The sequence below is a fragment of the Streptomyces sp. M2CJ-2 genome, assembly GCF_016757295.1.
Lineage (GTDB): Bacteria > Actinomycetota > Actinomycetes > Streptomycetales > Streptomycetaceae > Streptomyces.
In genome coordinates, this window is the sequence record NZ_JAESIF010000325.1 from 1 (window position 1) to 304 (window position 304).

1 pseudogene is annotated in these 304 nt (G+C 66.1%); it reads left to right on the forward strand.

Annotation, left to right across the window (positions count from 1 at the left end):
* Nucleotides 1–301, forward strand: a pseudogene (locus JL475_RS41085) (hypothetical protein); the annotation flags it as partial.
* Between the last annotated feature and the right edge of the window lie 3 nt (nucleotides 302–304).

Below are 304 nucleotides of genomic sequence, written 5' to 3' on the forward strand. Positions count from 1 at the left end.
GCCGTCAGCTGACACGGTCTCAAGCTCTGTACATCAGCCCGTACATACCTCTGCACTACAGCCCGTACGCCGACAACGGGCAGAGAAGCACACCGAGTGGCGCAGCGAGGGCAGCGCGCACTACACGGCCAGGCTCACCGAGGGTCGCCGTCTGGTCGACGAGCTCGCCGAAGCCTACGGGCACGCCGCGGGCGCGCTGCGTCGCTACGCGGAGGCGCTGACGCTGGCGAAAGCCCAAGGCCGTGAAGTTTACGGTCCGGGAGCCGACGTCAAGATGTCGATGCTGATGGTGGCCTTGTAGGTG